Annotated in this window: 21 protein-coding genes and 1 tRNA gene; 8 read left to right on the forward strand and 14 right to left on the reverse strand. The window is 70.1% G+C overall.

Going from position 1 to position 23,287, the window contains the following annotated elements; translation table 11 throughout:
- Nucleotides 1-56 precede the first annotated feature (56 nt).
- Nucleotides 57-1,715, reverse strand: a complete 1,659-nt coding sequence (locus KOI35_RS16730) for a sulfatase-like hydrolase/transferase (protein WP_215788382.1) — start codon at nucleotides 1,713-1,715, stop codon at nucleotides 57-59.
- Between the two features lie 96 nt (nucleotides 1,716-1,811).
- Here KOI35_RS16730 and KOI35_RS16735 point away from each other — a divergent pair, with 96 nt between their 5' ends.
- Entirely contained in the window at nucleotides 1,812-3,275 is a 1,464-nt protein-coding gene (locus tag KOI35_RS16735; RefSeq protein ID WP_215788383.1) for an aldehyde dehydrogenase family protein, read from the forward strand.
- Between the two features lie 6 nt (nucleotides 3,276-3,281).
- Here the strand turns inward: KOI35_RS16735 and KOI35_RS16740 are convergent, their stop codons facing one another.
- Entirely contained in the window at nucleotides 3,282-4,343 is a 1,062-nt protein-coding gene (locus KOI35_RS16740; protein ID WP_308121033.1) for a hypothetical protein, read from the reverse strand.
- A 358-nt stretch (nucleotides 4,344-4,701) separates the two neighbouring features.
- Nucleotides 4,702-5,355, reverse strand: coding sequence for an endonuclease V (locus KOI35_RS16745; protein ID WP_215788385.1), 654 nt, complete (start codon nucleotides 5,353-5,355; stop codon nucleotides 4,702-4,704).
- A 105-nt stretch (nucleotides 5,356-5,460) separates the two neighbouring features.
- Between KOI35_RS16745 and KOI35_RS16750 the strand changes: the two genes are divergently transcribed.
- Entirely contained in the window at nucleotides 5,461-6,705 is a 1,245-nt protein-coding gene (locus KOI35_RS16750; protein ID WP_215788386.1) for a vanadium-dependent haloperoxidase, read from the forward strand.
- A gap of 1 nt (nucleotide 6,706) precedes the next feature.
- On the opposite strand, the gene KOI35_RS16755 is transcribed toward KOI35_RS16750, so the two are convergent.
- The gene (locus KOI35_RS16755; RefSeq protein WP_215788387.1) at nucleotides 6,707-7,354 is read right to left on the reverse strand and encodes a nucleotidyltransferase domain-containing protein; all 648 of its coding nucleotides are present in this window, start codon (nucleotides 7,352-7,354) and stop codon (nucleotides 6,707-6,709) included.
- Complete coding sequence (locus tag KOI35_RS16760) at nucleotides 7,351-7,965, reverse strand: TetR/AcrR family transcriptional regulator (RefSeq protein ID WP_215788388.1); 615 nt, start codon at nucleotides 7,963-7,965, stop codon at nucleotides 7,351-7,353. Before KOI35_RS16760 ends, KOI35_RS16755 begins: the two co-directional genes overlap by 4 nt.
- Nucleotides 7,966-8,032: 67 nt before the next feature.
- Between KOI35_RS16760 and KOI35_RS16765 the strand changes: the two genes are divergently transcribed.
- Both KOI35_RS16765 and KOI35_RS16770 read left to right on the forward strand, forming a co-directional pair.
- A complete protein-coding gene (locus tag KOI35_RS16765; RefSeq protein ID WP_215788389.1) occupies nucleotides 8,033-9,007 on the forward strand; it encodes a suppressor of fused domain protein in 975 nt (324 codons plus the stop codon).
- Nucleotides 9,008-9,090: 83 nt separating this feature from the next.
- The gene (locus KOI35_RS16770) at nucleotides 9,091-10,257 is read left to right on the forward strand and encodes a cytochrome P450 (RefSeq protein ID WP_215788390.1); all 1,167 of its coding nucleotides are present in this window, start codon (nucleotides 9,091-9,093) and stop codon (nucleotides 10,255-10,257) included.
- Nucleotides 10,258-10,319: 62 nt separating this feature from the next.
- On the opposite strand, the gene KOI35_RS16775 is transcribed toward KOI35_RS16770, so the two are convergent.
- The 3 genes from KOI35_RS16775 to KOI35_RS16785 form a co-directional block, all read right to left on the reverse strand.
- Nucleotides 10,320-11,390: a glycoside hydrolase family 26 protein gene (locus KOI35_RS16775; protein WP_215788391.1), complete on the reverse strand. Its 1,071-nt coding sequence runs from the start codon at nucleotides 11,388-11,390 to the stop codon at nucleotides 10,320-10,322.
- A 362-nt stretch (nucleotides 11,391-11,752) separates the two neighbouring features.
- Nucleotides 11,753-12,073, reverse strand: a complete 321-nt coding sequence (locus tag KOI35_RS16780; protein ID WP_215788392.1) for an STAS domain-containing protein — start codon at nucleotides 12,071-12,073, stop codon at nucleotides 11,753-11,755.
- Nucleotides 12,074-12,083: 10 nt separating this feature from the next.
- Nucleotides 12,084-13,760 carry an FAD-dependent oxidoreductase gene (locus KOI35_RS16785; protein ID WP_308121034.1) on the reverse strand — a complete coding sequence of 559 codons (1,677 nt, stop codon included), beginning with the start codon at nucleotides 13,758-13,760 and terminating at the stop codon, nucleotides 12,084-12,086.
- Nucleotides 13,761-13,867: 107 nt separating this feature from the next.
- Between KOI35_RS16785 and KOI35_RS16790 the strand changes: the two genes are divergently transcribed.
- Nucleotides 13,868-13,940, forward strand: a tRNA-Gly gene (locus KOI35_RS16790).
- 379 nt (nucleotides 13,941-14,319) lie between these two features.
- Here KOI35_RS16790 and KOI35_RS16795 read toward each other — a convergent pair.
- A complete protein-coding gene (locus KOI35_RS16795; RefSeq protein ID WP_215788393.1) occupies nucleotides 14,320-14,475 on the reverse strand; it encodes a hypothetical protein in 156 nt (51 codons plus the stop codon).
- Between the two features lie 165 nt (nucleotides 14,476-14,640).
- Entirely contained in the window at nucleotides 14,641-15,306 is a 666-nt protein-coding gene (locus tag KOI35_RS16800) for a hypothetical protein (RefSeq protein ID WP_215788394.1), read from the reverse strand.
- 681 nt (nucleotides 15,307-15,987) lie between these two features.
- Between KOI35_RS16800 and KOI35_RS48940 the strand changes: the two genes are divergently transcribed.
- Both KOI35_RS48940 and KOI35_RS16810 read left to right on the forward strand, forming a co-directional pair.
- Complete coding sequence (locus KOI35_RS48940; protein WP_308121035.1) at nucleotides 15,988-18,072, forward strand: adenylate/guanylate cyclase domain-containing protein; 2,085 nt, start codon at nucleotides 15,988-15,990, stop codon at nucleotides 18,070-18,072.
- Nucleotides 18,041-18,721: a Crp/Fnr family transcriptional regulator gene (locus KOI35_RS16810; RefSeq protein ID WP_215788395.1), complete on the forward strand. Its 681-nt coding sequence runs from the start codon at nucleotides 18,041-18,043 to the stop codon at nucleotides 18,719-18,721. The genes KOI35_RS48940 and KOI35_RS16810 overlap by 32 nt, the downstream gene beginning before the upstream one ends.
- A gap of 68 nt (nucleotides 18,722-18,789) precedes the next feature.
- Here the strand turns inward: KOI35_RS16810 and KOI35_RS48415 are convergent, their stop codons facing one another.
- From KOI35_RS48415 to KOI35_RS16830, 4 genes are all read right to left on the reverse strand, one after another.
- On the reverse strand, nucleotides 18,790-19,866 hold the full coding sequence (locus tag KOI35_RS48415; protein WP_215788396.1) for a calcium-binding protein: 1,077 nt from the start codon (nucleotides 19,864-19,866) through the stop codon (nucleotides 18,790-18,792).
- 178 nt (nucleotides 19,867-20,044) lie between these two features.
- Nucleotides 20,045-21,679 carry a methyl-accepting chemotaxis protein gene (locus tag KOI35_RS16820; RefSeq protein WP_215788397.1) on the reverse strand — a complete coding sequence of 545 codons (1,635 nt, stop codon included), beginning with the start codon at nucleotides 21,677-21,679 and terminating at the stop codon, nucleotides 20,045-20,047.
- A gap of 93 nt (nucleotides 21,680-21,772) precedes the next feature.
- Nucleotides 21,773-21,925 (reverse strand): hypothetical protein, encoded by a 153-nt coding sequence (locus KOI35_RS16825; protein WP_215788398.1) that lies wholly within the window; start codon nucleotides 21,923-21,925, stop codon nucleotides 21,773-21,775.
- Nucleotides 21,926-21,930: 5 nt separating this feature from the next.
- Nucleotides 21,931-22,713 (reverse strand): TSUP family transporter, encoded by a 783-nt coding sequence (locus tag KOI35_RS16830; protein WP_438870605.1) that lies wholly within the window; start codon nucleotides 22,711-22,713, stop codon nucleotides 21,931-21,933.
- Nucleotides 22,714-22,760: 47 nt separating this feature from the next.
- On the opposite strand from KOI35_RS16830, the gene KOI35_RS16835 reads away from it, so the two are divergent.
- Nucleotides 22,761-23,285 (forward strand): CGNR zinc finger domain-containing protein, encoded by a 525-nt coding sequence (locus KOI35_RS16835; protein WP_215788399.1) that lies wholly within the window; start codon nucleotides 22,761-22,763, stop codon nucleotides 23,283-23,285.
- Nucleotides 23,286-23,287: the final 2 nt, after the last annotated feature.

Raw genomic sequence — 23,287 nt, forward strand, 5'->3', positions numbered from 1 at the left:
GGCCCTCGGCGTCCGGGTGAGGCCGATTCAGGCAGGGAAGCCGGACGGATCCGGCATCAGCGTGGGCCGAGCGCCACACCCTCGGAACGGCCGTACGCGGCGAAGAACTTGTCGCGGAACTGGTCCATCCGCCACACCGGGGCGCCGGCCGCGGGCTTCAGGCCGTCCGACCAGTTCCAGCCGGCGATCCGGTCGAGCACCTGCGGGTCCTTGGCGATGATCGAGATCGGGATGTCGTGGCTGGCCCCGGTGCCGGTGATGCGCGACATCGGCTGGTGGTCGCCGAACATGATCAGCACCGTGTCGTCGTCGCCGAAGTCGGCCGCCCAGGACGTGAGGGCATCGACCGAATAGGCGAGGGTCTGCGCGTACGCGAGCTGGGTCTTGACCTTGTCGGCCCACAACTCGGAACGCGGGGGAGCCCCGGCGACCTGGGACTCGTAGGCCTTGCCGTCGCCGATCCGGTCCCACGGCAGCATCTGCGGCACATGGGTCCACGGCTCGTGGCTCGAGGTCAGCGTGATCTCGGCCATCAGCGGCCTGGTGGCCTTGGCCCGAACCTGCTGCTGGAACGTGTTCAGCACGTACTGGTCGGGCATCCGGGACCAGCCGAAGTCGGGACCGTGGTAGCCCATCGTGCGCGAGTCGAGCACCTGGTCGTAGCCGTAGAACCCGGCCTCGGGCCAGTCCGTCGTGTTGCCCGGTTCGATGCCGGCCGTCTGCCAGCCCGCCTGGTGGAACGCGCGGGTGAGGGTCAGCCGGTCGCCGCTGACCATGCCGTCGTAGCGCTGCTGGGTGGTGATCCACAGGCCGGACTGGAACGAGCCGTGGGCCAGCCAGCTGCCGCCGCCGTACGTCGAGGAGGTGAGCCATCCCGTACGGGCGTGGAAGCCCGCCTTTTCGAGTTTCGCCTGCGAGGCGGCCAGGGCGGGATTCATGATCGCCGACATCCCGGGGTCGGTCAGCGAGCTGTGGCCGAAGCTCTCGACGACGCCGATGACGACGTCCTTGCCGCGCAGGCCGGACACCAGGTCGGCGGCCGGGACCGACGCGTACGGGTCGTGGCCGACCGCCGCGGCGAACTGGCGCTCGTCGCGGATGGTGGCCGGCACCTGCTTCACCGTCGACTTGAGCAGCGCGATCGCCGAGTCGGAGGCGACCGGCGCGTTCGGGAACAGCGTCACCCCGGACAGGGCGAGCGCGACCCAGACGGCACTGAGCCCGGCCAGCACCCGCCGCGTGGGCAGCTCACGGTCCTTGGCCAGCCGGGTGAGCCGCAGCGACGCCAGCACGAGCGCCGCGATCAGCACCACGGTGAGGACGATCGCCCCGGCGACGACCAGGTTCGCGTACGTCTTCCCGTCCGTCTCGGTCAGCGCGTTGTACCCGTCGCGCAGCAGCGGAGTGTCCGTCACCGGATCGAACCGGCGGCCGAGCACGCTGCGGAAACCAGCGTTCGCGATCTTCAGGACGACGAGCACGCCGAGGCCGAGCCCGAAGACGACGGCGAACTTCCGGCGCCACCGTGCGGGCAGGGCCAGCACCATCGCCCCGGCCAGGATCGCCTCGATCGGCAGGCGCAGGAACGCCCCGGGCAGGAAGGCGCCCTCCTTGGGCCGGCCGATCGCGTCGGGCACCACCAGCGCCGTGACGATCAGAGCGGCGGCGGCGACGGTGAGGAGGGCAGCCGGAAGGCGGCGGAGACGAACGGGCACGCCCACGAGTACGGGTCCTGGCCGCGCAAGGTTCAGCTTCCGGCCAGTGGAAACATCGCGTTGATCCGCGCGTAACACGTGCCTAGGGTCGGGCTCATGGCGCTTCTCGAGGAAACCCGCTGGAACGACCTGCTCTTCACCGACGGCGCCTGGCGGGCCGGGCGCGGCGAGACCATCGACGTGATGGAGCCCGCGACCGGCGGGGTGCTGGGCCGGGTCACGCTGGCCACGCCCGGCGACGTGACTTCGGCGGCGACTGCTGCGGCGGCCGCGCAGCAGGAGTGGGCGGCCAAGCCGCACTTCGAGCGCGCGGCCGTGCTGCGCAGAGCGGCCGCACTGTGGTCCGCCCATGCCGAGGAGATCTCGTGGTGGAACATCCGCGAGGTCGGCGCGATCCCCGGGATGGCCGGGTTCGCCGTGCACACCGCCGAACAGGAGTGCTGGGAGGCGGCGTCGCTACCCGGACGTCCGTACGGGGAGATCATCCCCAGTGGCGAGCCGCGCCTGTCGATGACCCGGCGTTATCCGGTCGGGGTGGTCGGCGTGATCGCGCCCTTCAACGTGCCGATCATCCTGGCCGTCCGCTCGGTCGCGCCGGCGCTCGCCCTGGGCAATGCGGTGCTGCTCAAGCCCGATCCCCGCACGGCGATCACCGGCGGCCTGGTGCTGGCCCGGATCTTCCAGGAGGCGGGCCTGCCCGACGGCCTGCTGCAGGTGCTGCCCGGCGGTGCCGACGTGGGCGAGGCCCTGGTCACCGACCCGCGCGTGCCGGTCATCTCGTTCACCGGCTCGACCAACGCCGGCCGCCGCGTCGGCGAGCTCGCCGGAAAGCACCTCAAGCGGGCCCACCTCGAGCTGGGCGGCAACTCGGCCCTGGTCGTGCTGTCCGACGCCGACGTGGACGCCGCGGTCAACCTCGCCGCGTGGGGGAGCTATTTCCACCAGGGCCAGATCTGCATGACTACGGGACGCCACCTGGTGCACGAGAGCCTGTACGACGACTTCGTCGAGCGCCTGGCCGACAAGGCGGGCAAGCTGCCGGTCGGCGACCCGGCCCGCGACCAGGTCGCCCTGGGCCCGGTGATCGACGCCGGCCAGCGTGACAAGATCCACGGCCTGGTGACGTCCAGCGTCGGGGGAGACGTCCGCCTGGCCGCGGGTGGTTCGTTCGAAGACCTGTTCTACCGGCCGACAGTGCTGGCGGGCGTCTCGTCCTCCACCCCCGCCTTCGCCGAGGAGATCTTCGGTCCGGTGGCGCCGGTGGCCCGCTTCGGCCGCCTGGACGAGGCGGTGGCCCTGGCCGCCTCGTCCGAGTACGGGTTGTCGCTGGGCATCGTGACGCGGGACGCGATGCGCGGCGTCGAACTGGCCGACCGCATCCCGACCGGCATCGTCCACATCAACGACCAGACGGTGAACGACGAGGCCAACGCCCCCTTCGGTGGGGTGGCGGCCTCGGGAACGGGTTCCCGCTTCGGCGGGGCGGCCGCCAACATCGAGGCGTTCACCGAGACGCGCTGGATCACCGTCCGCTCCCAGCCGGCCGCCTACCCGTTCTGAGCCGGTTCACCAGAGTTGCATGCCCTGCGGGGGCTTCACCTTTCGCAGGCCGCGCTTCACCTTGCCGGTGGCGCGGCGGCGGAAGCGTTCCAGGGAGCTCTCGCGGGGCTGAGGTACCAGCATGTTCAGCTGCTCGGCGTGACCGATCATGCCGATGATGGTCTCGATGGCGGCGTCCAGCACCTGGTCGCGGTGCAGCTGGTCGGGGGTGGCGACCGGCTGGATGTCGGCCGGGCGTAGTTCGGCCAGGTCGCCGACGACGTCGCACGGGTACTCGTCGAGTTCCTTGATCTGCTTCTCGGCCAGGTCGAGCACCCAGCCCGCCCGCTCGGGACCGATGCCGAAGCGGACGTCGTTGGTGCGCTGCTTGAGGACGGCGTCGACGAGGTGGCGCTGCACCACGCGCTGGTAGGGGGCGCGGTGCGGGTAGCGGTCGCCCAGCGCGCGGTTGACCCGGCGCAGCACCTCGACCTCGGCCGCGCCCAGGGAGGTGTTCGCGCCGGGCTGGACGGTCAGGTCGCACAGGCCGCCGGGGATGCCGATGACGCCGGCGAAACGCTGCCACAGGGTGTCGTGCGGGGCGCCGGGGCCGGGGACGGTGATCAGGTGACGTTGCCCGGCCGGCACCAGGTCGCCCCAGCGGCGCAGCATGCGGTTGGCCGTGTGGTGCTCCCAGAAGTCCTCGAAGGCGCCGCGCTCGACCGCGCCGATGAAGTCCTCGAAGCTCCACACGCCACGGGCCCGGATGCTCTGCTGCCACATCGACGGGAACGTGCGCCACAGGTCGCGGGCGGCCACGATGATGTGCACCTCGGCCGGCGCGAAACTGCTGACCGCGCGGGCGGCCTGCTCGGTGGTGGCGGCGCCCAGACCCTCGTTGGTGATGATCACGTCGCCGGGCCAGGCGGCGGTCCGCTCGGCCAGGCGCTCCCACGACCAGCTCGGCGTCGCGTGCCAGGTCAGTCCACGCAGGTCGGCCATCGCCTCGTCGTGGGCGGAGAACTTGCCCGGCAACGTGATGCCGGCCTCGTGCAATGCTTCCTTGTTGTTCCAAAGCACGTTCTGCACGTACGTGCTGCCCGTCTTCGGCGCGCCGATATGAACAAAGACGCGTCTCGCCATGCCGCCTCCCGGTGCATACCGCGCCTACGGGCCGGCGCGGTTGGTGTCGAGGGCTCAACGTGCCAAAACACCTTAGGTATCGCCTGTGAATGCATTGTGCACCACGTGTGATCTTGGTGGAAGGGAATCTGTCTAAATAAGCGTTTGCCCTGGCCGGGCCCTTGTGCACGACCACTTTCGGCCCGCCGGCGTTCCCGCACCTTTCACCCTTCCGTGGTCAAAAAGGGCGAATGTAAATGCGAACGTAACTCCTGTAAATGCGCTCGGATTTGCATTTATTAATGGACGGTGTGTGAGGGTCCGGTCACTGCCATTCGCGCAGAATGCGACGGGACTCGATGTCGGCCTGCCGGGTCGGCTCGGGAATGCGGTAGCGGCCGCTGAGCCGGACCGTGAGCGCGGCGCAGTCGGCCAGACCGACCCGGTGCCCGGCCGAGACGAAGACCGGTTTCACCCCTTCCCGCGTACGCACGACGCGCCCGACAACCGCACCCGAGTCGATCAGGTCCGAGCTGTCCCCACGCCCGGGACCGGGTGGATCGAAGGTCCCGACGTACGGGGTCTTGGCCACCCCGTACGAGGGAAGGTCGAGCAACGTCCCGAGATGCGACGCGAGCCCGAACCGCCGCGGGTGGGCCAGCCCATAGCCGTCGCAGACCAGCAACTCCGGTGTCGTGGTGAGGCGCTCGATGGCCGCGGTCAGCAGCGGCACCTCGCGGAAGGCGAGCAGGCCGGGAACGTACGGGAAATCGGTCGTCCCGGCGAAGGCGGCGACCTCGACCACGGCGAGCGTCGCGACGTCGACGACCACGGCTGCGGCCACGGCCCGATCGGAGCCCACCTCGTACGTGACGTCGAGCCCGACCACGGTCGGCGGCACCGCGACGGGCTCGGACGGGATCACCAGCCGGGCCCGCAACTCGTCCTGGACCCGGAAGGCCTCGTCCTGACTGATCACGGCCACCAGCCTAGAAGTGGATCCCTCCGACCTTTCGGCGCGGTCTTGTGTCCGCAGTGGACGTTCCGACAGTCTGTCGGAGAAGCCGTCCACGGGGGAGTTGACATGGCTCGACGTTGGTATGCCCTTGTCCTGGCAGTGGTCCTGATTCTCACGCCCGTACCGGCGCTGGCCTCCACCGGCGGCGGCACCAATCCGGTGGTGCTCTGGAACAGCAACGCCCAGCAGGCCATCTACGAGGTGGCCCGGCAGGCGCCGTACGTGGCCCCGCGCAGCTTCGCGATGGTGCACGGCGCGATCTACGACGCGGTCAACGCCATCGCCGGGACGCCGTACGAGCCGTACCTGAGCGCACCGCCCGCGCGGCGCGGCGACTCCCTCGACGCCGCGGTGGCCTCGGCGGCCTACCGGGTCCTGCTCTCGCTCTTCCCGTCGCAGAGTGCGTCGCTCGATCAGATGTACGCCGATGCCCTCGCCGTGGTGCCGGCCGGTGGCGCCAAGACCCGTGGCATCCGGGTCGGCGAGCGGGCGGCCGCCGCGATGATCGCCGCGCGCGCTGGCGACGGCGCGTTCGCGAACGTCTCGTGGAACACGTCGACCGCACCCGGCCAGTGGCGGCCCACCCCGCCGACCCTGGGCTCCGACGGGGCCTGGGTCGGCGACCTGAAACCGTTCGTGCTGCCGCGCGGTGACATGTTCCGGACCTCCGGGCCGACCCCGCTCACCAGCGCCGCCTGGGCTCGGGACTTCAACGAGGTCAAGGCGATCGGTGCGGTGAACAGCACGGTCCGGACGGCCGACCAGACCGAGGCCGCGATCTGGTGGCACGACCGGCGCCTCACCGAGTGGGAGATCAAGCGCCAGGTGTCCGACCGGCAGCACCTGTCGACTGTGCAGGCGGCCCGGTTCTTCGCGATGGCCGAGATCGCCAACGCCGACTCGCTGATCGCCTGCTTCAACGAGAAGAAGTTCTGGAACTTCTGGCGGCCGGTCACCGCGGTGCAGGAGGCGGCCTCCGACGGGAACCCGCGCACCAGCGCCGACCCGTCGTGGATGCCCCTGTTGGTGACGCCGCCGTTCCCGGACTACACCTCGGGGCACACCTGCTCGACGTCGACCATCATGGCGACGATGCGTGCGTACTTCGGCCGGGACGACATCCCGTTCAGTGCGTACAGCGCCGATTCGGGGACCACGCGGAGCTTCCGGAGTTTCTCGGCGGCGCTGGACGAGGTCGTCGAGGCCCGCATCTGGGGTGGCGTCCACTACCGCACCGCCGACGTTCAGGGCGTTCGGATCGGCAACGGGGTCGCTTCATATGTACTGAGGCACGAGTTCCGGCGCCGCTGAGTTACCGGATCTCGGACAAGACCCGGGCCAGCAGTTGGGGCAGGTCGTCGGGGGCGTTGCGTTCGCGGGCCCACGCGACGGCGGCGGGCTTGGAGCAGTGCGAGTTGGTGACGGCGAAGTGCCAGATGCGGCAGGCGGTCTCGGTCATGAAGGTCAGGTGGTCGAGATCGTCGGTCTGCTGCTGCCAGGTGCGGAGCCAGTGGCGGCCCCGGTCGACGATCCACCCGGCGGGGACCGGACCGATGACGTCGGCCGGTGGCGGGCCGAGCAGGGCGCGGCCGCCGGCCCGGGCCATGCTGAGTTCGGTGGGCAGGTCGGGGTCGGCCGGGACCCGTTCGGAGATCTCGAAATCGTTGACGTAGCGGCCGATGTGGAGGTCGAGCGGCGGGGTTCGGGTGGGGGAGCGGGCGATGCCGGCCGTCACCACGTGCAGGTCGAGGCCGGTTGCCTCGCCCAGCGACTCACGGCGTACGAGGGAAACCAGGTCTTGAATTTGATCGTCGCGGAGCGGGTGGCCGGGCACGACGAGCAGGTCGATGTCGCTGTGGCCGGGACGGAAGCCGCCGGCCGCCAGAGAACCGTGCAGGATGACCGAGCGGGCGCCGGTGATCTCGGCGATGCCCGTCGCGATTTTGATGTGCCCTGTCATGCCGCGGGGGTCAGTGCGCCGTGCAGGAAGAGGTCGACCAGGTCCTCCGTAGGTACCGGCTCGGCGGAACCTAGGCGGTGGCGGCCGAAGAAGACGCCCAGGAACGTGCTGGTCACCCGGTCGGCGGGTTGGCGCAGGTGCGACTGATCGGGTTCGAACAACTCGAGCACGGCCTGGCGGGTGGCCGACTGGGAGGCCGCACGACTCGCCGAGAATGAGCGCGCCTCGGGACTGTCGGGGGCCGGCCGCGAACGAGGACCCGTAGCGGCGAGCGCCCCGATCACCGCGCCCATCCGGTGGAGATGCGCGTCGAGCGCCTCGATCGCCTCGGTCAGCCGCGCCGCCAGAGGCTGATCGAGCGAGATCGACTGCAGCTCACCCAGCACCTGGGCCGGGTCCATGGCGGCGGCCACACAGGCGGTGAGGACGGCGTTCTTGTCCTCGAAGACCCGGAAGATCGTCGCCTCCCCGATGCCGGCCGCCCGGGCGATCTTGGCGGTGGTGACTCCGGCGCCCAGCTCCGCCACCAGGGGGAGGGCCGCCCGCACGATCATCTCGCGCCGCTGTTCCGCTGTCATTCCCGGCGCTCGGCGCCGTCCGGTGTCTGTCATGGCGCCGACGCTACGGAGTGAGTACTCACTCCGGCAACGGCTTTACACAGTCTGACAAGATCCTCCGGTGACTGACGACGAAGCCCCGGGCTGGGACGCGATCGACAACCGGCTCGCCACGTTCTATCCCGGTGTCGAGCCGAAGCATTTCGGCACGCTGCACCGGTTCGCGCTGGGCGGTCCCGATCCGCTCGACGGCGTCAGCTTCTATCCGCGCCCGGACCACTGGCACCTGGTCGGCTACGGGATGAGCGAGCTGTACACCAAGGAGACCAGCGATCCCGAGGTGTCCGGCTGGGGGTTCGAACTGACCTTCCGGGTCGCGCGTGCGGCCGGCGAGGACGAGCCGCCGATGTGGGCCGCGAACCTCCTGCAGAACCTGGCCCGCTACGTGGTGTCGAGCGGCAACTGGTTCGAGCCGGGTCACCACATGAACGCCAACGGGCCGATCCACCACGGCTACGACACCGCGATGACGGCGCTGGCCTTCGCCGAGGATCCGGAACTCGGCACGATCGACACCCCGCACGGCCGCCTGCAGTTCGTACAGGTCGTCGGGCTGACCGGGGACGAGTACGCGGCCGCTCTGGCCTGGGACACCCACGGTCTGCTGGGCCTGCTCGCCGGGCGGGATCCGTTGCTGGTCACCGATCCGGACCGCCGGTCGTCGCTCGAGGATCCCGAGGTGCGGGCGGCGGTCGAGGCCGGTCGGGAGCGGGACGGCTCGTCGACCGGGATGCTGATGCTCGGCGGTTTCGACTGGGTGGCCGACGGTACGGCCGTCCGGCTGCGGGTCAAGACGATCACGGCCAAGGGCTTGACCGAGGGGGTGCGGGACCGGCTCCCGTACGGGCGAACGCTGATCCTCCAGGGCCCGGATCGCCGGGCCGTCCTCATCCCGGCCGAGCGCTACGCCGTACGGCAGCCGGAAGAGGACGTGCTCGAACTGGACCTCCCGCCCGCGGCGGTGGCCGGCCTCGTGGCGGGCGACCAGGTGCTGGCCGGCACCGATCGGGTCGAGGTCGAGGTGTTCGACGACTGAGTTTTCCGGGTTCCGGCCTGCGCTCGGCGACGGTGTTGCGACAATTGGGCGCAAACCGGACGACGGGGGTCGGAACGTTGGGGATGACCTCGCTGGTCGCCGCCGTGCGGGCCCAGGTGTTCGGCCTGTTGAGCCGGCGCCTGCCGGACGGCGTGCTGCTGCCCCTGCGCCGCGACGGTCTCGACCCGTCGGCCGAACTCCTCGACCGTGACCCCGTGTCCCGGATGCCCGTGCCGTTCGGGCTGCGGGTCTGGCTGGTCACCGGCTACGAACCGGTGCGGGAGGTGCTGGGCAGCCTCGACGGCTACAGCAACGACTTCGGGAAGTTCGCGGGACGTGTCGGGCTCAGCGTCGGCGCCGACCCCGGCGGCCTCGGGTTCGCCGACCCGCCCGTGCACACCCGGTTGCGCAAAGCGCTCACTCCGGAGTTCACCATGCGGCGGCTGCGCCGGTTGCAGCCGCGCATTGAGCAGATCGTGCGCGAACAGCTGGAAACGCTCACGAACGACCTGTGGCACGAGTTCGCGCTGCCGGTGCCGGCGTTGACGATCTGCGAGCTGCTCGGTGTCCCGTACCGCGATCGGGAGCACTTCCAGCAGCTCAGCATGGCCCGGTTCGACATGATCGACGGGGCCGGCGCGTCGCTCGGCGCGGTCGGCGATTCGCTCACCTACTTCCACGACCTGATCGCCCGCGAACGGCGGTCACCGGGCGACGGACTGCTCGGATCGCTCATCCGCGCGCACGGCGACGCCATCGACGACCGGGAACTGGCCGGACTGGCCGACGGCGTGCTCACCGGCGGGCTCGAGACGTCGGCCAGCATGATCGCGCTCGGCGCCTACGCGTTGATGACCGAACCGGCCCGGCGGCAGCAGCTCGCGACCGATCGCGACCGGGTCGTCGAGGAGCTGCTGCGCTATCTCACGGTCGTGCAGGTCGCGTTCCCGCGCGTGGCCACCCGCGATCACCGGGTCGGCGGGGTCGCCATCCGCGCCGGTGACGTCGTGGTGTGCTCGTTGAGTGGCGCCAACCGCGACCCTGGCCGGGCCGGGAGCCACGTGGCGTTCGGCTACGGGATCCACCGCTGCATCGGGGCCGAACTCGCCCGGATGGAGTTGCGCGTGGCCTATCCCGCACTGTTCGAGCGCTATCCCGACATCCGGCCGGCTGTCCCCGCCGGCGAACTGACCTTCCGGCGCGCGTCGATCGTCTTCGGCCTGGAGTCGCTGCCGATCCGGCTCGGTTGACCGGCCGGGTCCGGTAACGGCCGCAGCCGCCCGGGCACCATGCACCGGGCGGCTGCGTCACATCACTTCAGCTTGAGCTGAACGTTGAACTTCGGGCTGGCGGCCAGCTTGCGGAACGCGGCCAGGCTCGACGGCGCGCTGTCGATGCTGATGTCGCGGTCGCCGAACAGGTCCTTCTTCGTGTCGAAGTAGACGATCGCCTTCACCTTGGGGCGCTTGGCCAGCTCGGGCAGCACGCTGTTGAACTGCTTGCTCTTGTCGACGACCTTGCCGATGCGGTGGTAGGCGCCCCACTCGGCGACCATCAGCGGCTTCGACGGGTGCGTCTTGGTCGCCCAGTCGTAGAAGCCCTGGCCACCCTTGGCCTTACGGTCGAGCAGGTCGGCGAACACACCGGCGTGGTAGTAGTTCTGCTCCGAGCTGACGTACGAGTCCAGACCGATCCAGTCGACCAGGTCGTCGCCCGGGTACAGGTCCTTCCACCACGACTGCGCCATCCACTTCTCGTTGCCCATGTAGGCGACGACGTTGATCATGTTGTTCAGGCCCTTGGACTTCAGGCGCGTGATGACGTGACGGTACGAGGCGCGGAAGTCCTTGGCCGTCATGCCCAGCTTGGCGTCGGTGCGCACGTCGTCCTCGGGCTCGTGGTTGAGCACCAGGAAGAACTTCTCCGGCATGGTCGACTTGACCCGCGCGGCGAACGCGTCGATGCGGGCGTCGAGCTTGCCGGCGGCGACGTTGGCCCAGGTCGAGCCGTACTCGACGCGCCAGTTGAGGAGCAGCACCCGCGGCTTGGCGGGGTCGCGGACCATGGCGATCTCGGCGGCGGTCGGGAACTTCTCGTCACCCTTGTGGTACGTGTGGAAGATGGTGGCCGTGCGGCCGCTGAGCTTCTCCCACGCCTTGTGCTCCTCGTCGCGCGGCTTACCGGTGAAGCCACCCGCGGCGGCCCCCCACAGCACGCCGCAGCTCGGAACCAGCTTCGCATCCGTCACGCACTTCTGAGCGGCCGGCTTGGCGGCCGGGGTGCTCGGCGTGGTGGCGGCGTGGGCCGTGGCCGGGCCGGCTGCGAACGCGGCGCCGAACCCGGCGACGAGTGCGGCCAGCGAGTACACGGACTTACGAAGCATCTGATCTCCTCCTGTTGTCCGGCCGTTGTCGGCCGGGCATGAGAAGAGATTCCAGGGCTCCGGGTGCGCGCCAAGTGCCCGTCACGGTGCGCGACGGTTGCTCTCGGAAAAGACTCCGGAGCGTCGGCCGTGAGATCGGTTGCGGCAGGCGGGGGTTGAGCTTTCCGAGCGGTTTCCCGTACGCCGTGAGCGCGCCCCGCCGTCTTATGAGCGCTCGGGGCGGCACTCTCTACGTGCTTCGGGGGCGCGCGCTCTATGTGCTTCGCGTCGGCGCTCTCTGCATGCTTCGGGGCGCACTCTACGTGCTTCGCGTCGGCGCTCTCTGCGTGCTTCGCGTCGGCGCTCTCTGCGCCGGGCGACGGTCAGAGACCGAAGACGTGGCCCAGGCCGGTGACCTCGATGGCCTTGCGCACCGGCGGCGACGGCTGGGCCAGCGTCAGCGTGACGCCCTCGGCGGCCGCGCTGTTGCGGGCACTGACCAGCGCGCCCAGCCCGTAGGAGTCGATGAAGTCGAGCCCCGCCACGTCGACCCGCAGATAGCGGCAGGCCGGATCGGTCGCGATCGCGGCCAGGCGATCCCGCACGGCGTCGGCCCGGTCGAGGTCGAGCTCACCGCTGAGCGAGGCGACCACGAGGCCGTCCGCGTCGGCCGGTTCATGGTGAATCGTGGCGTCCGGTTGCATCGCTCGAATGCTACCCGGCCGCCTCCGCCGCGGCACGGAAGGAGATCGCCTGATGGACCGAACGCACCGCGCTGGCGCCCTCGCCGACGGCCGCGGCCACCCGTTTCATCGAAGCCAGGCGCACGTCACCGGCCGCGAACACCCCCGGCACGCTCGTCTCGAACGGCAACGGCCCCCGCCCCGTACCCGTCCACCGGTCGCCCAGCTGCACATCGGTCGGCAGGAAACCGTCAGCGTCCAGCGCCACGCCGTCCAGCCAGCCGGTGGCCGGCGTCGCCCCGATGAAACAGAACAGCCCCGAGCACACGCACGCCTCGTCCGCGCCGTCGCCGGACAGCGTGATCCCGTCCAGCCGGGCCGCCCCGGACAGCGCCGTGACCTGTGTCGACGTGCGCACGGTGATCCGCGGGTCGGACACGATCCGCTCGACGAGATAGTTCGACATCTCGGCGGCCAGCGACGGACCCCGTACGGCCAAAGTCACGTGATCGGCATGCTGAGCCAGATAGATCGCCGCCTGGCCGGCCGAGTTCGCGCCGCCCACCACGGTAACCGGCAGACCGGCGACGGCACGCGCCTCCAACTCCGTCGCCGCGTAATAGATGCCCGCACCGACATAGTGCGACCACCGCTCCAGAGCCAGGTTGCGGTACGCGGCACCGGTCGCCACCAGCACCGTACGGGAAGGAATCTCGGTGCCATCCACCAGTGACACCACGTGCGTGCCGTCCGGCTCGGTGCGCAGCGACACCACGCCGCACGGGCTGGCCAGATGCGCGCCGAACTTCAACGCCTGCACCACCGCCCGCCCCGCCAGTGCGCCCCCGCTGAGCCCGAACGGAAAACCCAGATAGTTCTCGATCCGCGAACTGGCCGCCGCCTGCCCGCCGGTCGCGACCGCGTCGAGCAGCACGGTCGTGAGCCCCTCGGACGCCCCGTAGACGGCCGCGGCCAGCCCCGCCGGCCCGGCACCCACGATCGTGAGGTCGGCGACGCCCTCCGGCGTACGGCGGTAGGTAAGCCCCAGCCGATGACTCAACGTGCGCGCCTCGACGTGCGTGATCGTCTCGCGCGGCAGGATCGCGGCCGGCAGATCGGCCTCGCTGAGCCCCGCCGCCTCCGCCGCCGCCCGCCCCTCCGGACTACCTTGCGGAACCCACCGGTACGGCAGAGCCTGCCGCTCCAGAAACGTCCGCAACGCCAGCCCGTTGCTGTTCCGGTCGTCGGCGATGATCTCCAGATCGCGCCCCGCGTGCTGCACCATCAGCTGCCGCCGGGCCAGGAACGAGCGCAGCAGAATGTCGCTGACCTCGGCGTCCTGAGCCATCAGCCGTCGGAACTCCTCGTGCGGCACCCGGTGCACGACCCCGTCCGCGATGACCCGCGCCGTCAGTATGCGGGTCTGCCCGGTCAGCAGATTGAGCTCCCCGACGAACTGCCGCGGTCCGGCCCGCAGAAACACATCCTCCGGATGCCCCGACCGCGAAACGGCCAGCTCCCCCGACTCGACCAGAATCAGATCGCCGTCGTCATCCCCCACGTCGAACACGACATCGCCGGCCTTCACCGGTTGCGCCAGCCCGAACCGGCTGGCCCGCGCGAACTGCGCCTCGTCAAGAGTGTGGAACGCCGCCTGCGCGAGTTCCCCGACCTGATCCCCGATCTCCGGGAAAGCTGACAACACCACGCGCCGATGCTCCCACCACCCACCCGCCCCGACAATGCGCGCTTCCGGCGCAACGGGTGGGGCGGGTGCGCATCCAACCCAACCGATCCGGTAAGGTTCTCCCCAACGCGGACGTAGCGCAGCTGGTAGCGCATCACCTTGCCAAGGTGAGGGTCGCCGGTTCGAATCCGGTCGTCCGCTCCGTGGGTGGTGGGTCTGTGTCCGCAGGAAGCGCGGACCAGGCCCACTTCGCATTTCTGCCTGGGGGCCGAGCCCCCAGACCCCGCGTTACGGCTGGTGCCGGCTTGGTGGGTGGGTGCGGTTAGAGCACCGCTGCTGCGCCTTCGGCGGCAGCGCGAGCACCGCTGCGCGAGCACCGCTGCGCGAGCACCGCTGCGCGAGCACCGCTGCGCGAGCACCGCTGCGCGAGCACCGCTGCGCGAGCACCGCTGCGCGAGCACCGCTGCGAGTGCGGCGATTTGGACTTTGGTCATGAGTGACTTGGGCAGGCGTAAGGGCGTCCACTCGGATGTGGACGCCCTTTTTGGTGTGGCCTGGGGTGGCGTGGGTTGGGGTCGGGCTAGAACCAGACTTTTCGGCCGCCGACCGGGCGGCCGATGGCGCCGAGGATCCAGAGCGCGGCACCCACGACCAGGAGAATGATGCCGATCGTGTAGAGGATCGGCACGCTCAGGAAGATGCCCAAGAGCAGAAGGATGAGTCCCAGAACCAGCATGACTTGCTCCGTTTCGTCGGCCGGCGTCTCCGGCCGACCGCTAGGTACCCAACTGATCCAAGAATCAATCCGATCGATGGTTGACCCCGGTGCCGGTTCTTCGAGTCCGACCGCGATCAGGGCAGGGCTGCCGGGCAGTGCTGGCGCGTCGGGCAAAGTCTTCCGTCATTCACCGGTGGGTAGCCGTGTGGGATCGACTCCGTCCACGCCGGTCCAGAAGCGCACGGGGTACGCCCATTCCTTCTTGTAGAACTGGCTGGGCATTCGCCTGTTCGCGTCGTCGAACGACACGAACTCGGTCGCATAGCTCGGGTATCCGCTCGCGGGCAGGGCGCCGGCGTAGCCGAGAGCTTCGAGCAGAACTGTCCGCTCCAGCTTGTTCGACTTGAGTTTTCCGATCAGGGCTGCGTTCAGCTCCGTCAACTGTGCGGACTCGGGCAGCGACCGGACCGCATCAACGATATCTTCCAGCACTGCCCGGCCTCGCTGGACGTCGTGGTCATCGTCTGCTCCGTCGAACCGCTCCACCGCGGCGCCGGCCCACGGAACATTTATCGGCCGTAACCAGAAGGCATCGCCGGCGAGGCACTCTGATGTGACAGCTTCCTCGCTCTCGCGCATACCGCACACCCCACAATTCGTGGGGTGGAAATGCTGCGACGGCACGAAGCCATGCTGAGGAAAGTGCCGCAGGAACGTCAGCCGCGGCCAGACACTCCGCCGACGCTGGTCCCTCGTAACCAGGCTGGCAAGCCACGCCTGCTCGATCGCGCGCCGATCAGCGGCAGCGGCCGCCGCGACCGCTGCCCGGACAAGGTGATCATGATCCACGCTCGCCAATATAGGCGACCCGGCTCAACGCGCGCCGGGCCCACAGTCACCCTGATCAACACGGCTCGAGGTCCCGAAGGCGCCATCCACTGACCGCTCCAAAGTCATCTCCGGGCGGCGGAAATGACCCTTGCAATACCTGTCGCTGATCCATGTTGGAGAAAGCGCCAATGAGCATGGCGAGGATCCCGACAGCCATACTGAACCATTCGAGCCGGCGTCGTGGCACCTTCATGGCCTGGTTGGGCATTGACGAAGCGCCGCTGCCCCCTCCGCTGACCACTGGTTCGTCCTGCGGTCGGCGATCATCGAGCAGAACGAGACTGTCGACTTCCGCTTCTGGTGCTGGGGCGAGCCGGTCCAGTGGGTCAACGATCGACGGGCCAAGGTCGGTCCGCCCTTACCTGGCGACCTGCGAAAACAACAGTTCACGGACGAGTATTTCGGTTACCTGATCGCTAAGCACTGAGCCACCGAGCGAAGCCGGGCGATGAGGGCCAGGGTGCCGTTGGTCGCGGTGGCCAACGGGCCCGAAGGCAAGCCACCGGCGGGAACGTGAAAGAGGCCGTCGACGGTGGCGCACGTGGTCTGGTGAGACCTGGCCGACCGTGGGCCACCTGCTGTTTTCTGACACGTGGGGGTGGGTGGGGCGCGACTAGGGTGATTGCCGGAGGCGGGCCAATGACGGCGGTGGCTGGGCGCGGCGGAGCGGTGCGGGTCGCCGTGTGGGTGGCTCACCTGGCGGCTCCGATGGTGGGGCTCTGGCTGCTTGTCGTGCGGCCGGAATGGGATGGGCACTGGGAGCATCAGGCGGCCCACTTCTGGCTCGTGCTGGGCGTGGCGGTGGTGAGTCTCGGGCTGGCCGTCGTGGTCAACCGGGCCGCCAGGAAGCGGGCCGACACGCGTCTTCTGCTGGTGGGGCTTTCGTTTCTGGTGGCGGCGGCCTTTCTGGGACTGCACGCGGCGGCCACCCCGCAAGTGGTGCTGGATGCGCGCAACGCGGGGTTCGCCTACGCGTCGCCGGTGGGGTTGACGCTGGCCGCGATCCTTGCCGGGCTCAGCTCGGTTGATCTCTCCGAAGTGGCCCGCACCCGGCTGCTGCGCTGGTCGGGGTGGGTGCGGGCGGGACTGCTCGGGCTGGCGGGCGCGTGGGCGGTGGTGTCGCTGACGGGGAATCCGCCGCTGAACCGGGTGCCGGGGGACGACGAGTCGGCGCCGGCGATTCTGCTCGCGGCGGCCGGGTTTGTGCTGTTCGGGTATGCGGCGGTGCGCTACTACCGGCTCTATCGGCGGCGGCGGGCGGTGATGCTGCTGTCGGTGGTGACGGCGTATGTGCTTCTGGCCGAGGCCGCCGTGGCGATGGGGGCGGGGCGCAGCTGGCACGCGTCGTGGTGGTTGTGGCATGTGCTGATGGCGGCCGGGTTCGGCTACGTCGCGTACAGCGCCTGGGTGCAGTATCGCAACGAGGGTGCGGCGGCCGGACTGTTCGCGGCGGTGGGCACCGACGAGAGTGTGCGGCGTCTGCGGGCCTCGTACGGGGAAGCCTTGGAAGGTCTTGTCGCGGCCATGGACGGCACCGATGAGGATCGGCAGGCGGTCACGACCGAGCGGGTCGCGCGGCAGTTCGAGCTCACCGACGGGCAGGCGGCGGTGCTCGGCCGGGCCGCGGGGGCGCTGGCCGGCGAGCGCGATCAGATCCGCAAGCTGGGGGCGCTCGTCGCGGTCGGGCGGGACGCGCGGGTGGTGGTGGCCGACGACGATCTGCTGCGGTCGGCCCGCGAGCGTGTGGCGTGTGTCTTCGACCGTTTCACCGTACGTATCGGCCTGGTCGAACAGGGTCGCCTGGTGTTCCCGCCGGAGTTGTCGGCGGGGACCGTGCCGGCGTCGACGTTTCGTGCCGCCCAGCAGGTTGTGGCGGGCGCGGCATCCCCGCCCGGCCCGGTGTTGTGCCTGCCGTTCGTGGTGAAGGGCCACCCGGCCGGGGTGCTGGTGGCCGAGACCGGCGGGCCGGTGTCCGAACGCGACGCCGCCCTGCTCACCTCGCTCGCCGCGCAGATCACGATCGCGCTCGAGAACGCCCGCCTCTACCGGACGCTCGACGTGCTGTTCCGGCAGTACATGTCGCCCGACGTGGCGACCGCCCTGGTCGCCGACCCGGCCCAGGCCGCGCTCGGCGGTGCCGTGGTCGAGGTGACGTCGCTCTTCGCGGATCTGCGGGGGTTCTCGACGTTCTCCGAGTTCTCGTCGCCCGGCGAGATCGTCGAGATGCTCAACCGCTACTTCGATGTCGCCACCCACGCCGTGCTGGGCGAGAACGGGACCGTGGTGCAGTTCGTCGGCGACGCGCTGATGGCCCTGTTCAACGCGCCCGCCCGGCAGAGCGACCACGCCCTGCGCGCGGCCCGGGCCGCCCTGCGGATGCAGCACGAGGTGGACCTGATCGCGGCCGCCCGTCCGCAGTGGCCGCGCTTCCGGGTCGGTGTGAACACGGGGGAGGCGCTGGTCGGGAACATCGGGGGAGAGGCGCTGCGCAACTTCAACGCGATGGGCGACGCGGTGAACGTGGCCGCCCGCCTCGAGTCGCGGGCCGAGCCGGGCCAGGTGGTGATCGGGGCGTCCACCCGCGACCGGATCGGCGCGTGCGCCCGGGTCACGCCGCTGGGCGAGCTGACGGTGAAGGGCCGCGTCCAGCCGGTCGTGGCCTTCGTGCTGCACGACCTGGCCGGAGGTGACCATGCAGACGGACCTGCGCACCGACCCCGGTGAGTTCCTCGGGGAACTGCTCCCCGGTGATCGGGACGACCTGTTCACCATCGGGCGCCGGCGACGCTGGCCGGCCGGGGCGACGCTGTTCAGCGAGGGCGACCGGTCGACCACGGTGGTGCTCGTGCTGAGCGGGCGGGCCAAGGTGTTCTCGCTGACCGAGCAGGGCGGCGAGGTGCTGCTGGCCATCCGCGGGCCGGGTGCCCTGCTGGGCGAGATGTCGGCGCTCGACGGTGCTCCCCGCTCGGCCTCGGTGTCGGCCCTGGAGCCGCTGGAGACGTACGTCGTGAGCGTCGACGGGTTTCTCGAGTTCCTGCGCACCCACCCGGACGCGGCGGTACGCATCGTCAAGATGATCGTCTCCCGGCTGCGCGACGCCGATCGCAAGCGGGTCGAGTTCGGCACGTACGACACGCTGGGCCGGATCGCGCTCCGGCTGGCCGAGCTGGCCGAGCGGTTCGGAGCGTCCCAGGACGACGCCGTACGGATCACCCTGCCGCTCACCCAGGACGAGCTCGCCGCGTGGACCGGGTCGTCGCGCGAGTCGGTGACCAAGGCCCTGCGCGTGCTGCGCCGGCAGAACATCATCGAGACCAGTCGCCGCTCGGTGACCGTGATCGACCTGGACCGGTTGCGGGCCCGGGCCAAGTAGGAGGGGTGGAGCGCCGACCGGCACTCCACCCCGTGTTCTCTGCGAGACCCCGTGTTCGCGGCGAGCGGCTAGAGCTCGCAGCTGTTCCGCAGGTCGTTCAGGTCGGAGACGCAGCGGTCGATCCCGGCGCCGCCGAAGTTGCGGTCGTTGCCCCGCACGCCGTCCCGGCTGTTCAGGCTGTCGTTGCCGGCGTCGCCGAACAGCACGTCGGCCCCGGCCCCGCCGACGATGGCGTCGTTGCCCGCGCCGCCGCGCAGCACGTCGTTGCCGGCGTCGCCGAGGATCCGGTCGTTGCCGGCGTCACCGGTGACGGTGTCGTTGCCGGCACCGCCCTGGGCCACGTCGGCCCCGGCCAGCCCGACGACGCGGTCGTTGCCCGTGCCGCCGTTCTGGGTGTCGTTGCCGTTGCCGCCGTTGAGGGTGTCGTTGCCGGCACCACCGTTCTGCGTGTCGTTCCCGTCGGCGCCGACGAGGGTGTCGTTGCCCGCGTCACCGTTCTGCGTGTCGTTCCCGGCGTTGCCGTTGAGCGAGTCGTTTCCGGCGCCGCCGGACTGGCGGTCGTTTCCGGCGCCGCCGTTCAGCCGGTCGTTCCCGGCGTCGCCGAATTGCGAGTCGTTTCCGGCGTCGCCGTTGAGGATGTCGTTGCCGAAGCTGCCGATCAGCGAGTCGTTGCCGTTGCCGCCGTTGAGGACATCGTTGCCCCCGCCACCCAGCAACCGGTCGTTGCCGTCGGCACCGTTGATCCGGTCGCTTCCGGAGCCGCCGAGCAGGACGTCGCCGCCGGTGCCGCCGTTGATGACGGCGTCCGTGCCGACGTTCGTGAAGACCCGGTCGTTCAGGTTGCCCGCGTTGACGACGATCCGGTTCACCCCGGCCGCCGTGCACGCCACCAGGGCGTTGTTGACCTGCACACAGCCGGGTCCGGCGAGCGGCCGGTCGCCCGAGTCACGGATCTGGAAGACGTTGCCGGAACGGCTGACCACGATGTTGTTGGCCCGGTTGTTCTGCGCATTGACGAAGATCGTCCCCCCGGCCTTCGTCACGCCGCTGGCCGCGTAGGCCGGTGCGGACAGGATGAGTGCGGGCGCGGCGCCGGCCACGGCGATCGTGGCGAGTCGCAGCATGGTGGACCTGCTGAAGTTCATTTCGTTTCCCCCCTCGGAAATGTTTACCGGGGAACCTTCGCAGGGAAACGGGGCCGGGCCGCAGGAGGAATTACGCTTCCGGACTGGTAAAGATGCCTGTTCGAACTGTCAGGAAAGCGCTAGCGGAGCGGCATTGAGCAATTGTTTGCGGCCCGTCGCTATTATTACCCGCTTTTGGTCAGACGCGGAAGGCCGAGACCACGCTGCGCAGCTCGGCCGACATCCGGGCCAGGTCGGCCGTCGCCTCCTGGGTCTCGCTGACACCCCGGCTCGTCATGCGGGCCGCCTCGGCCACGCCGGTGATGTTCTGCGCGATCGCGCCCGAGCCGTGCGCCGCCTCGGTGACGCTGCGGTTCATCTCGGCGGTGGTGGCCGTCTGTTCCTCGACGGCCGAGGCGATGGTCGTCTGGAAGTCGCTGATCCGCTCGATGACGATCGAGATCTCCTCGATGGCGGCGACCGCGCCGCTGGTGTCGGACTGGATCGCCTCGACCCGCTTGGAGATGTCCTCGGTGGCGCGGGCGGTCTCCTGGGCCAGATCCTTGACCTCGGACGCGACGACGGCGAAGCCCTTGCCCGCGTCGCCCGCCCGGGCCGCCTCGATGGTGGCGTTGAGGGCCAGCAAGTTGGTCTGCTCGGCGATGGCGGTGATCGTCTTGATCACGTTGCCGATCTCGGCCGACGACTCGCCCAGCTTGTTCATCGTCGCCGAGGTCACCGCGGTGACCGTGACCGCCTCGGCCGCGACCCGGGCCGCCTCGGACGCGTTCTGCGAGATCTCCCGGATGGACGCGCTCATCTGCTCGCCGCCCGCCGAGACGCTGTCGACGCTGCGCGAGACCTGCTCGGCCGCGGCCGACACGGCCTGCGCCTGCGCGCTGGTCCGGTCGGCCGAGGAGGCGATGGCCGAGGCGGTGCCGGTCATCCGGTCGGACGCGCCGGCCAGCGAGGCCGCGGACGTCTCGATCGTCGTCACCGTGGCGCGGAGCCGGGCCATCGCGGCGTCCAGCGAGCGGCCCATCCGGCCCGGCTCGTCGGCGCTGGTCAGGCCTGAGCTCAGGGTCAGGTCGCCGTCGGCCAGCCCGTCGCAGACGACGTGGACCTTGCCGAGCGAGGTGACGATCCGCCGGGCGACCCAGAAACCCAGCGCCAGCGCGCACGCGAGCCCGACGATCAGCACGCCGATCGTCCAGGCCCGATTCGAGGTGTAGCCCTGGTGGGCCACGGCTGCGTCCTTGGCCGCGTCGGCGTTCTCGGCCGTCTCCAGCGCGGCGAGGTCGGTGAAGACCTTGTCCAGGAGCGGAATGGTCTCGGTGTCGCGGATGGTGGCCCAGTCGGTCAGGGCGTCACGCTGCCCCGCGGGGAGGAGCTTCGTCGTGGCGACCTCGACGAAGGAGTCCCAGTTGGTCTGCAGGTCGGACAGGACGCTCGGATCGCCGGAGGTGGTGCTGCCGCGGTACGCCGTCATCGCGGCGGCGAACGTCTGCCGGTCGGTGGTGAAGCCGTCCGAGAACTTCGTCGTGCTCGCGTTGTCGGTGGAGAGCGCCTGATTGGCGAGGTCGACCCGCGCCGCGAGGATCGCCGCGCGGATCTGGCCCAGCGCGTTGGTGGCGGCCACGTTGGTCGTGTACATCTGCTCGGCCGACTTGCTGGCGCTGCTGAGAGCGTTGAGGCCCATCACGCCCAGCACGAGGGCGACGATCGCGGCCGCGCCGACTGCGGCGAGCACCTTGACCTGGACTCCGAGGTCGTCGAAGCCACGCCGCCTCTCCTGCGCCGAGGGGATCGGCTCGCTCAGGGCCAGCACGCTCATGTCGTTCTCCGTCCGGGTTGCCGCTCCTCTTACTATTGCGAACGTTTCTCGGAGAATGTCGCGTATGGGAAAGGTCGTACCGAACGACGGGACTCACGGGGCGGATGAGGTGGTGAGCAGACGGTCGAGCACCCGGGTGCCGAACTCGAGCGCGTCCACCGGGCGCTCGGTGCCGGGCTCATCGGGGTCGCCGCGGTTGGTGGTGTCGATGGCGAGCAGCTCGCTGGTCAGCGTGACAGCGTCCATACCGGTCAAAGGTAGAGCGACGCCAGGCGGGCCACCATCGCGACGACCACGACGACCAGGACCGCGCGGACGAAGCCGGCGCCGCGCTTGAGGGCGGTGCTCGCGCCGAACCGGGCGCCGATGATGTTGCAGACGGCCATGGCCAGGCCCAGCTTCCACAGCACGTGACCGCCGGCCGCGAAGACCAGCAGGGCGCCGAGGTTGGTGCCGGCGTTGAGGATCTTCGCGGTGGCCGAGCTGGCCACGAAGTCGAGGCCGAGCAGGGCGGTGAAGGCGATGATCAGGAACGTGCCGGTGCCGGGGCCGAGGATGCCGTCGTAGAAGGCGATCACCGTGCCGGCCAGCAGCACGGCGGCGACCCGGCGGCGCGGGGTCTGCGCGGTCGAGCCCACCACCACGCCGAACGAGGGGCGAGCGACCACGAAGGCGAGCACGGCCAGCAGCAGCACCATGATGACCGGCCGGAAGTAGGACGCCGGGATGTGCGAGGCGGCGAGGGCCCCGAGACCCGAGAACACCACGGCCGACGCGGCGGCCGGCCCGGCCAGCCGCCAGTCGATCTTTGTGCGGCGGGAGTACGTGACGGCCGCCGACGTCGTGCCGCAGATGCTGGCGACCTTGTTGGTGCCGAGCGCGGTCACCGGTGACATGCCGGGCAGGCCGAGCATCAGCGCCGGTACGAGCACGAGCCCGCCCCCGCCGACCACCGCGTCGACCCATCCGGCCGCCGCCGCGACCACCAGCAGCAGGGCGACGTGCTGCCATTCCAACCCATAGAGCCATTCCACGGCGACAACCCCTTCAAGATCGTCGCCTATCCTGCTGTAATGCCTTTATGCATCTCAACCCTTACGGCGAGGATGCGGTGCGGCTCGCCCTCTCGCTGGTGACCGACCCGCCGGCCGACGACCAGGCCATGGTCGCCCGCTGCTTGGCGTATGACCTGGTCATCGAGCTGCCGGTGACGAAGTATGACCGTGAGGCCACGGCCGAGTTCCTGGCGGAATGGCTGACCGTGATCGACGCCACCGTGCTCGAGGAGCGGGCCGCCCGGCTCAACGAACTGCTGCGCTTCGCCTCGGCCTACCCGCGGCTGACCAACCACGCCGACGACGGCTGGCACATCCACTACCGCGACCCAGGCCAGCCGCTCGCCTCGGTGTTGCGCACGCTGATCAGCGTCGGCACCGCGTTGCACCTGGCCGGCCGCGGGATGCACCGGCTCGGACGGTGTGCCGCGTCCGGCTGTGAAACACCGTTCGCGGACTTCAGCCGTACGGGAAGACAGGCTTATTGCTCGCCCGCCTGCGGAAACCGGGATGCCGTCCGGCGGCACCGAGCCCGTGTCCGCACCACTTGAGG

This window comes from Paractinoplanes bogorensis (assembly GCF_018829635.1).
In the GTDB taxonomy this organism is placed as follows: domain Bacteria; phylum Actinomycetota; class Actinomycetes; order Mycobacteriales; family Micromonosporaceae; genus Actinoplanes; species Actinoplanes bogorensis.

Bases quoted from the DNA above. Each gene is read 5' to 3' on its own strand.
- KOI35_RS16735 (WP_215788383.1), top strand. From the start codon at position 1,812: ATGGCGCTTCTCGAGGAAACCCGCTGGAACGACCTGCTCTTCACCGAC.
- KOI35_RS16750 (WP_215788386.1), top strand. From the start codon at position 5,461: ATGGCTCGACGTTGGTATGCCCTTGTCCTGGCAGTGGTCCTGATTCTC.
- KOI35_RS16755 (WP_215788387.1), bottom strand. From the start codon at position 7,354: ATGACAGGGCACATCAAAATCGCGACGGGCATCGCCGAGATCACCGGC.
- KOI35_RS16760 (WP_215788388.1), bottom strand. From the start codon at position 7,965: ATGACAGACACCGGACGGCGCCGAGCGCCGGGAATGACAGCGGAACAG.
- KOI35_RS16770 (WP_215788390.1), top strand. From the start codon at position 9,091: ATGACCTCGCTGGTCGCCGCCGTGCGGGCCCAGGTGTTCGGCCTGTTG.
- KOI35_RS16775 (WP_215788391.1), bottom strand. From the start codon at position 11,390: ATGCTTCGTAAGTCCGTGTACTCGCTGGCCGCACTCGTCGCCGGGTTC.
- KOI35_RS16780 (WP_215788392.1), bottom strand. From the start codon at position 12,073: ATGCAACCGGACGCCACGATTCACCATGAACCGGCCGACGCGGACGGC.
- KOI35_RS16795 (WP_215788393.1), bottom strand. From the start codon at position 14,475: ATGCTGGTTCTGGGACTCATCCTTCTGCTCTTGGGCATCTTCCTGAGC.
- KOI35_RS48940 (WP_308121035.1), top strand. From the start codon at position 15,988: ATGACGGCGGTGGCTGGGCGCGGCGGAGCGGTGCGGGTCGCCGTGTGG.
- KOI35_RS16810 (WP_215788395.1), top strand. From the start codon at position 18,041: ATGCAGACGGACCTGCGCACCGACCCCGGTGAGTTCCTCGGGGAACTG.
- KOI35_RS48415 (WP_215788396.1), bottom strand. From the start codon at position 19,866: ATGAACTTCAGCAGGTCCACCATGCTGCGACTCGCCACGATCGCCGTG.
- KOI35_RS16820 (WP_215788397.1), bottom strand. From the start codon at position 21,679: ATGAGCGTGCTGGCCCTGAGCGAGCCGATCCCCTCGGCGCAGGAGAGG.
- KOI35_RS16825 (WP_215788398.1), bottom strand. From the start codon at position 21,925: ATGGACGCTGTCACGCTGACCAGCGAGCTGCTCGCCATCGACACCACC.
- KOI35_RS16835 (WP_215788399.1), top strand. From the start codon at position 22,761: ATGCATCTCAACCCTTACGGCGAGGATGCGGTGCGGCTCGCCCTCTCG.